We start from the raw sequence: 3,117 nt of genomic DNA on the forward strand, positions 1-3,117 counted from the left end.
TGCCCTCGGCATTGAACGTGATCAGCCCGTGAGCCTCGTTGACCACCGACACAGGCTCGCCTGCCTCGATCCGCACGTACCAGTCGGCCACCCGCATCGTCCGTCCGGCAAACTCGGGCGCCGCGCCTGCGTCCTTGATCAGCGCGACATAAAGCGAGTGCGGCAGCGGATGCACGCCGCCGCCGGCGCCGAGCAGGAACACATACGACGCATGCTCAGCGCTCGACGACACCGCGCGCCGCCCTCTCATTCAGTCAGCCAGGACCGGACGGTCTCGCTGCTGGGCGCGCCGCCTTGATGGACCAGCCTGCCGTCGACCACAACGCCGGGAACCGACAACACCCGGTAGCCGACGATGCGCACGGGATCCGACACCTTCTCCAGTCTGGCGTCGATGCCCTGCTCGCGCAGGGTGTCCTCGATCACCCGAAAAGTCTTGCGGCAGGCCGGGCAATCGAAGCCGAGCACCTCGATATGGCAGCTCATTTGCGCCGCAGCACGCCCGTCAGTTGCGTGCCTGGCGCCAGGGTGTTGAACACGGTGCCATATTTCTGCACGTTCTCGTGCAGCAGCTCCAGGCGCCGGTCGGATTCGTCGCTGTCCACCAGGATTTCATAGCGGATGCTTTCCATTTTCGGCGGCGCATCCTGGCGCACGCCGGTAACCCGCACTTCCACGCCGCGCAGCGAGAAATTGAGCATCGGCGCAACCCTTTCCATGCCCTTGATGATGCAGGCTGACAGGGCGGCGAGCAGCAGTTCGGCCGGGTTGAAGGCATCGTTGCGGTTTTGTACATCGGTATCGAGGGTGACTTCCGCTTCCTTGCAGTATGCGATGCTACCGTGCGCATCCACCCGTTCGGTCTCTACCTGATAGATGCGTTTTTTTGGGTCCATGAACATGCGCTCCTAGGACAGTCTGCCGAAACCCGGCTTCGCCCTAAAGGGCGTATTCCGCGTCATAGGGCGCATCGCCCTCGACCACCGGCAGGGTGAAAGCCCGGTCCCACACGCCCCAGCCGCCGTTCAGCACGCGGACGTCCTTGTAGCCCAGCGATTTCATCTGCAGCCAGCCCAGGCTCATGCGGAAGCCGTCGTGGCAATACACGTACACGGTCTTGTCCTTGGGCACGTCCTGGTAGTACTCGGCCAGCCTGCCTTCGCTGAACCATTTCTGGGTCTGGCCGTCGGTCGCATCCAGGCTCACGATGTTGATCGCACCGGGGATATGGCCGCCCTGCACCGCATGGCGGATGACCTTGCCCGTGTACATGTCCTTGGGACGCGCATCCACCAGCACCACGTTCGGGTTGCGACTGGACACGACGTCGTCATAGACCTGGGTCCATTCCACGGACAGCTTCGGGTTGGCTGGCTTGAGGGTGACCTTGCCGGGTTTGACCTTGGGTGCTTCCTTGGTCAATTCGTTGAAGCCGGTCCACTCCAGCGCACCGCCGTCGAGGATCTTCACTCGCTTCATGTCGTAGCCATACAGATCCAGCAGGAAATACAGCCGCGCCGCCAGGGCCGAACGCGAGTCGTCGTACAGCACGAGGGTCGAGTCGTTGTTCACGCCCCAGCGGCGCAGCGTGGCCTGGAAAACGTCCTTGCTCGGGAACAGCATGATCGAGCGGCCGGCGTTATCGCCCAGATCCCTGAAGCGCTGCACCTGCACCGCGCCGGGGATGTGTCCCACGGTGTGATAGCGATGCGGGTGATAGCGCACTTCGAGGATCACCAGCTTGGGGTTCTTTGCCTTTTCCGCTGCCAGCCAGTCGGCGTCGACCATGAAGCCGGGCTTGTCTGCCGCACGCAGCGGTTGGTAGGCCAGCGCCAGCAGCACGATGAGAAAGGTCGTCCAGACTCGAAATTGTAGTTTCATGTTCAGCCTCTTTGCGGTTATCGATTGTGATTCAGATGTCTGTGAAATTACACGCGGGATCGCGGTGTCCGGCTGATATTGTATGCACGCGCTCAGTATTCGCCATGACAAAAACAGGCGATCCCGAAAGAGGCTTTTCAAGCAAGAAGATGCCGGGATTCATTTGCCTTCCAGCATCAGATAAGTGCGGCTGATATTGACGCGGTGCCAACTGCCATAATGCTTGAGATGCATGAATTCCGGCATGTCGGCGTGGTTCTGGATGACCTCGGCGAGCGGTTCCATCTCGGCAGCGGCCTTGCCGACTGTGTCGACCAGGAATTCGTAGTAGCGCCCCGTGTCCCGCTCGGCCTTGGCGAGATCGCCCGGCTCGCCATGACCGGGAATCACGGTCATGTGATCGGGACTCAGCGCCTTCATGCGCCTGAAGGCCGCCAGACCGTTCGCCGGACTCGACCAGTCGTGCACGCCCATGATGCGGTCGAAATAGGCCATGTCGCCAGTGATCGCGGTACGCAAGCGCGGGATCCAGACCATCGAATCGCCGGGGAAATGCGCGTCAGTGCGCATCAGCTGCAGGACTTCGCCGCCCAGTTCGAGGGCGGCCGACTCGCCCGGCAGGGGCGCGTCGGCATAGGCTGGCAGCGTGCCGGCATAGCGATCCCCAAGGATGCGTTCGAGGCGTTCCAGGTGCTGGGCGGCGAACCCTCTCTGGGTCTCCACGGTGGCGGCGAAGGCGATGATCGTGGCGCCACGCTGCTTGAAGTAATGATTGCCCAGCCAGCGGTGGTCCTGGCTGCCGGTGTTGATCACCCAGCGTACCGGTTGCCGGGTCACTGCCCGGATCGCCGACTCGATCGTCTCCGCCCCCAGCATGCTCGCGCCCGAATCGACGAGGACGACCCCCGCGCCCGTGACAATGAAGGCCAGATTGTTGTTCAGCGCCTGGTTGTCGTAGGTGCGTTCCTAAGTGGGGCCAGTGATGACATAGACGTTGTCGATCACCTGCCGCGCCTGGGGTACGTAAGGTGCAGCCAGCAGCGGTGCCGCCACAACCGACAGGAAGAACAGGACGAGACGCAATGCGACTTTCATGGGTGACCGGGATGTGGAAATGAAACCTCTGCATAACCCCAGACAAATTCGCGCCGGCTTGATATAACAGGCTCATCGACGAACCACGATTGAATCCTGTCATGCTCGCCCGTCTGCAACCGCAAAAATCCTTTGGTGACG

Annotated in this window: 5 protein-coding genes and 1 pseudogene; all 6 read right to left on the minus strand. The window is 61.9% G+C overall.

Going from position 1 to position 3,117, the window contains the following annotated elements:
* A pseudogene (locus ACK4S9_RS23140) lies at positions 1–250 on the minus strand (hypothetical protein); the annotation flags it as partial.
* Positions 247–486, minus strand: coding sequence for a thioredoxin family protein (locus ACK4S9_RS23145; RefSeq protein ID WP_409730282.1), 240 nt, complete (start codon positions 484–486; stop codon positions 247–249). The gene ACK4S9_RS23145 and the pseudogene ACK4S9_RS23140, both read right to left, overlap by 4 nt.
* Positions 483–902 (minus strand): OsmC family protein, encoded by a 420-nt coding sequence (locus tag ACK4S9_RS23150; RefSeq protein WP_409730283.1) that lies wholly within the window; start codon positions 900–902, stop codon positions 483–485. Before ACK4S9_RS23150 ends, ACK4S9_RS23145 begins: the two co-directional genes overlap by 4 nt.
* 37 nt (positions 903–939) lie before the next feature.
* Positions 940–1,881 carry a sulfurtransferase gene (locus ACK4S9_RS23155; RefSeq protein ID WP_409730285.1) on the minus strand — a complete coding sequence of 314 codons (942 nt, stop codon included), beginning with the start codon at positions 1,879–1,881 and terminating at the stop codon, positions 940–942.
* A 159-nt stretch (positions 1,882–2,040) separates the two neighbouring features.
* Entirely contained in the window at positions 2,041–2,823 is a 783-nt protein-coding gene (locus ACK4S9_RS23160; RefSeq protein ID WP_409730288.1) for an MBL fold metallo-hydrolase, read from the minus strand.
* A 24-nt stretch (positions 2,824–2,847) separates the two neighbouring features.
* Positions 2,848–2,976 carry a hypothetical protein gene (locus tag ACK4S9_RS23165; protein WP_409730287.1) on the minus strand — a complete coding sequence of 43 codons (129 nt, stop codon included), beginning with the start codon at positions 2,974–2,976 and terminating at the stop codon, positions 2,848–2,850.
* Positions 2,977–3,117 lie beyond the last annotated feature (141 nt).

The sequence above is a fragment of the Massilia sp. genome, assembly GCF_046293535.1.
GTDB lineage: Bacteria > Pseudomonadota > Gammaproteobacteria > Burkholderiales > Burkholderiaceae_D > Telluria.

Coding starts and splice junctions, on each gene's coding strand:
- ACK4S9_RS23155 (WP_409730285.1), bottom strand. CDS start 1,881: ATGAAACTACAATTTCGAGTCTGGACGACCTTTCTCATCGTGCTGCTG.
- ACK4S9_RS23150 (WP_409730283.1), bottom strand. CDS start 902: ATGTTCATGGACCCAAAAAAACGCATCTATCAGGTAGAGACCGAACGG.
- ACK4S9_RS23165 (WP_409730287.1), bottom strand. CDS start 2,976: ATGAAAGTCGCATTGCGTCTCGTCCTGTTCTTCCTGTCGGTTGTGGCG.
- ACK4S9_RS23145 (WP_409730282.1), bottom strand. CDS start 486: ATGAGCTGCCATATCGAGGTGCTCGGCTTCGATTGCCCGGCCTGCCGC.